We start from the raw sequence: 4,893 nt of genomic DNA on the forward strand, positions 1-4,893 counted from the left end.
CCCACGGACACCGTCCGCCTGCGCCTCGTCAACGACGACCACTACGCGGACCTCCGCGGCCCCACCACCTGCGCCCTGATCACCGACGCCGAGAAGCAGGCGATACACGACCGCCTGGGCCCGGACCCGCTGCGCCCAGACGCCGCCCCGGACCAGGCCTGGCAGCGGATGTCCCGCAGCCGCACCTCGATCGCGGCGCTGCTCATGGACCAGAAGGTCGTGGCGGGCGTCGGCAACGTCTACCGCGCCGAGGTGCTCTTCCGGCACGGCATCGACCCGTACCGCGCCGGCAAGGACCTCACGCGCCGCGAGTGGGACGCGATCTGGGCCGACCTGGCCGTCCTCATGCGCGAGGGCGTACGCAACAACCGGATCGACACGGTCCGCCCCGAGCACATGCCGGAAGCGATGGGCCGCCCGCCGCGCGTCGACGACCACGGCGGCGAGGTCTACGTGTACCGCCGGGCGAACATGCCCTGCCACATCTGTGGCGGCGAGATCCGCACCGCCGGTCTCGCCGCCCGCAACCTCTTCTGGTGCACGACCTGCCAGAACCCCCAGGGCTGACCGGCGGCGTCGGACCGCACCGACGCAGCGGCTGCGGGGCCGGGGCCGCGCGGGGGCGTCTCCTCGGGCGTCGAACGTCGGGCAGGTCAGGGTGCGTCTCGGTGATCGCGTTCAACGCCCTGCGGGGAGCACCCCGACACGTCCCCTCCGGCACCGGACACGTGCGGCGGCGCCGGTCGGAGCAGGGCCCCTGCCGCCCCGGGGCCCGGTCAGAACGCGTGCGAAAGCCACGGCACGGTCGTGGAACCGAACGCCACCGACGCCTCCGCCAGTGCCCCCGGCCGCAGTTCCCGCACCCGGCCCGCCGCCGCCAGGGCGGCCAGGCTGACGCCGCCGAGGTACGCCGCGCCGAGTTCCCGTACGGACAGCGCCAGATCGGCGGCCTCGTCCGTCCGCTTGCACGCCGCACCCCCCTTCGCGTCACCGGTGAGCCGCCAACGCCCCTCGTTCCAGGGGCAAAGCGGGTCGGAGACCTCGAAAACGACATCCACCGGCGCCAGATACGCACGCGCCTCCAGTGCTTCCCCCAGCCCCACCAGCCGCACGTAGAGGGAATCGCGCAGCCGTACGTCGCACCGGCGGATGTCGGAGACGAGGTGCTGCCAGGCGTCGTCCGCCGGACGGTTGCGCACCCGGATCTTCGACGTCAGGTCCATGTCGAAGAGGAAGCGCCACAGCGCCGCGTACGCCGCCGGGTCGAGCGCCTCCAGGTCGCGCAGGACGACCGTGCCGTCCGACCCGGCGGGCTTGAAGCTGAACCGGGCGTACCCCACGACGTCCCCGCCCCGCTCCGCCAGCACGCACCGCAGCGGCGAAGCGCCCTCGCGGTCGCTCTCCGGGTCCAGCAGCGGCATCCGGTCCCAGTGCGGCCGGCGGGCGAGCATCCCGGGCCGGGCCGGCACGTTCCGCGCGTACACCGTCTCGCACGCGTCCCGCGCGGCCGCCGGCTTCGTGAACCTCAGCCGTACGCCGTCCGTCCCCGCCGGCACCTCCAGCCGCACCCGCGCCGTGTCGATCTCCGCCGACAGCTGCTGGGTGGCCGCGCCGTACCCGAAGCGGCCGTAGATCGCGGGCTCCGACGCGGTGAGCAGGGCGAGCGGCTCGCCCCATTCCCGTACGTCGTGGAGCTGGCGCCGCATCATCCCGGTCAGGATTCCGCGCCGCCGGTGCGTCGTGGCGACGCTCACCAGGCTCACACCGGCGGCCGGCACCACGGCGCCGCCGGGAACGGACAGCCGGAAGGCGAACGCGGTGGCCGTGCCGACGCACTGGTCTTCGTCCCAGACGCCCAGACTCCGGGCCGGGTCGGTGATCGCGCGGTCGAACTCCCGCTCCTCCGCGCTCTCGGGCAGGCCCCCGAAGGCGAGTTCGACCGCCTCGAACCAGTCGTCCCACTCACTCGCACGCAACACGCGTAATTCGGTGGTCATATGCCATGCCTACCAGGGCTCCGGCATTCGAGCGACCCAATTTCGAACACAATGTCACAGGGGTCCCCCTGCGGAGCAGTGGCAGGGATGGATAGGGTCCACCGCAATGGCAGGTGGAGCAGGAACCGAATCGTTCTCGGCACGGACGCGCAAGAGCGCGCACCGGGCCCGGATCGCGCTGCGCAAATCCGGCGTCGACTACTTCAGGGGCGACGGCTCGGACTGGATCGCCCTGGCGGGCCTGCTGCTGACCGTCCCGGCCATCGTCGCGGGCACGATCGCGTCGCCGGCCTGGTGCGCGCCGGCCCTGCTGGTCCTGCCGATCGTGGCCGGCGGACTGCTGCTGCGACCGGCGAGCCTGCTGGGCCTGTACGCCGCCGCGGCGACCGGGCTGATCGTCGAGTCGGTCGTGCTGGGCCCCTATACGCAGGGCCCGGGCACGGTCACGCCCGGCACCGTCCTCACGGTCGCCGCCTGCGGCTTCTTCGGCCTGATCATCGCCCAGTTCCGGGCCCGGGTCGGCGTCCCGTGGCGACGCGGCGGCACGATGCTCTTCGACCTGCGCGAACGCATCCGGGTACAGAGCGCGCTGCCCCGCCTGCCGAAGAACTGGCACAGCGAGATGGCGCTGCGCCCGGCGGGCGGCCAGTCGTTCTCCGGCGACTTCGTGGTCGCGGCCCGCACGAACGGCGGGCGCACCCTGGAGGTCGTCCTGACCGATGTGTCCGGCAAGGGCATGGACGCCGCCTCGCGCGCGCTGCTGCTGTCCGGGGCGTTCGGCGGACTGCTGGGCTCGCTCCCGCCGCACGGCTTCCTGCCCGCCGCCAACGGCTACCTGCTCCGCCAGGACTGGGAGGAGGGCTTCGCGACCTCCATCCACCTGGTCCTGGACCTGGAGTCCGGCGACTACGAACTCCTCTCGGCGGGCCACCTCCCCGCGCTCCAGCTGCACGCGGGAAGCGGCCGCTGGGAGGAGAAGTCCGGCGAGGGCCCGCTGCTCGGCGTGTACGACGGCGCCCAGTTCGACGCGTGCAAGGGTTCGCTGGCGCCCGGCGACGTCCTGATGCTGTTCACGGACGGCCTCGTCGAGGCATCCGGCCGGGACATCGCGGAAGGCATCGACCGCCTGACGGGCGAGGCCGACCGCTATGTGTCCTGCGGCTTCCAGGGCGCGGCCTGGCACCTGATCGAAGCGGTGGCGAAGGACGTCAACGACGACCGGGCGCTGCTGCTGATCTGCCACGACGCGTAACCGGGCGAGGCCCGCGGGCCCGGCCACCGGTTCGCGGGCGCCGCGCACCCCCGCGACACCGGCCCCCGTACCCGCCCCGCACGGGAATCCGTACAGTCAGGACCATGCCGTATCTGACGCTCACCCAGGTGGAGGCCGTAGCCCGGGCCGCGCACGCCGGACAGACCGACAAGGCGGGCCGGCCGTACGCCGAGCACCTCGCCGCCGTCGCCGAGGGCGTCCGCGCCCGGGGCGGCTCCGAGGAGCAGATCGCCGCCGCCTGGCTGCACGACGCCGTGGAGGACGACGCGCTGTCCGAGCAGTGGCTGACCGAGGCCGAACTGCCTCGGGCCACCAAGGACATGGTGCTCGCCCTGACCAAGCGCCCGGGGGAGGAGCTCGCCGCGTACGCCCGGCGCGTCCTCGCCACGCCCGGCGCGCGCCTGGTCAAGGAGGCGGACCTCGCACACAACGCGGACCCCGGCCGTCTCGCCGTACTCGACGAGGCGACCAGGGTCCGTCTCACGCTCAAATACGCGGAGGTGCACCGTCTCCTGGGACTGGAACCCGGGCCCGGGACCGCCCGCTAGGCGGACGCCTTGGCGGCGGGGCGGTGCTCCCGCCGCCGGGCGTTCTCGACCGGATCGCTGCGGAACGCCCAGTTCATCTCCGGCTCCATCGCCCAGCGGAACAGCCGCCGCACGAAGGGCGTGCAGAGCAGCGTGACCACGACCGCCATCGCGACGGTCAGGCAGATCTCGCCGGGCGGCGTGGACAGCCACGGGTACGTCTCGAACAGGTCCGCGTAGCTGGCGCCCTTCACCAGGAAGCCGTGCAGCAAGTAGCCGCCGAGCGTGCCGGCGCCGAGCACCGTGAACCACATCGTGCGGCCCGGGACCCAGGCCAGGAAGCAGGCCGTCAGGACGAGCGAGCAGCCGAACAGGGCGAAGGTCATGACGACCCCGGCCCACCACGGAGCGCCGATCTGCTGCGCGGCGCTGCTGTGGTAGAACCACCCGAGCCCGAGGCGGGGGGCGGCCCAGTACGCGAAGACGACCGTGGCCAGCACGACGGGCAGGGCCAGCAGCCGCACCTCACGCCTGCGCACCATCCGGAAGTGCTCCGGCTTCAGCAGCAGACCCAGCACGAAGTAGGGCAGGAACTGCAGCACGCGCTGGAGGTTGAGGTCGTCACCGATGTTCGGTGTCACGGAGGCGAGTACGGCGATGGCGAGCGCGACCGGCAGGGGATGGCGGAGCGACTGCCACAGCGGAGTGGTCAGCCGCCAGACGAACAGGGCGATCAGGAACCAGGTCAGGTACCAGGGGTCGAGCAGGCTGATGGACTGGTCGGGGTCGTCCGCCCACCGCTTGAAGAGTGTGTAGGCGGTTTCGAAGATCACGTAAGGGACGGCGACGCCGGTGACCAGGCGCTGGATCTTCTTGCGGCTCATGTCGAAGCCGCGCGAGAAGTAGCCGGAGATGATGATGAACGCCGGCATGTGGAAGCTGTAGACGACGATGTACAGCGCGCGCGTGGCGCGACTGCCGTCCATCACGGGTTCCCACATGTGGGCCATCGCGACGAAGACGATCGCCAGGTACTTCGCGTTGTCGAAGAACGCGTCGCGCTGCTTCGGGGCGGGCGTGGCGCCCGAGGTGGGGG

General features: G+C 72.3%; 5 protein-coding genes. 3 read left to right on the plus strand and 2 right to left on the minus strand.

Annotated features, from left to right (window positions below; translation table 11 throughout):
• Window positions 1-567 (plus strand): Fpg/Nei family DNA glycosylase (locus E2E34_RS31420; RefSeq protein WP_138905252.1); only part of this gene is annotated, 567 nt, incomplete at its 5' end.
• Window positions 568-776: 209 nt separating this feature from the next.
• On the opposite strand, the gene E2E34_RS31425 is transcribed toward E2E34_RS31420, so the two are convergent.
• Window positions 777-1,997, minus strand: coding sequence for a GNAT family N-acetyltransferase (locus E2E34_RS31425; RefSeq protein WP_138905253.1), 1,221 nt, complete (start codon window positions 1,995-1,997; stop codon window positions 777-779).
• Window positions 1,998-2,103: 106 nt separating this feature from the next.
• On the opposite strand from E2E34_RS31425, the gene E2E34_RS31430 reads away from it, so the two are divergent.
• Both E2E34_RS31430 and E2E34_RS31435 read left to right on the plus strand, forming a co-directional pair.
• Window positions 2,104-3,249: a PP2C family protein-serine/threonine phosphatase gene (locus E2E34_RS31430; RefSeq protein WP_138905254.1), complete on the plus strand. Its 1,146-nt coding sequence runs from the start codon at window positions 2,104-2,106 to the stop codon at window positions 3,247-3,249.
• Between the two features lie 104 nt (window positions 3,250-3,353).
• Window positions 3,354-3,818: an HD domain-containing protein gene (locus E2E34_RS31435; protein WP_138905255.1), complete on the plus strand. Its 465-nt coding sequence runs from the start codon at window positions 3,354-3,356 to the stop codon at window positions 3,816-3,818.
• Here the strand turns inward: E2E34_RS31435 and E2E34_RS31440 are convergent.
• Window positions 3,815-4,893 (minus strand): acyltransferase family protein (locus E2E34_RS31440; protein ID WP_138905256.1); only part of this gene is annotated, 1,079 nt, incomplete at its 5' end. The genes E2E34_RS31435 and E2E34_RS31440 overlap by 4 nt on opposite strands.

Origin of the sequence: Streptomyces albidochromogenes (assembly GCF_005981925.1) — a bacterium.
Classification (GTDB): Bacteria; Actinomycetota; Actinomycetes; order Streptomycetales; family Streptomycetaceae; genus Streptomyces; species Streptomyces albidochromogenes.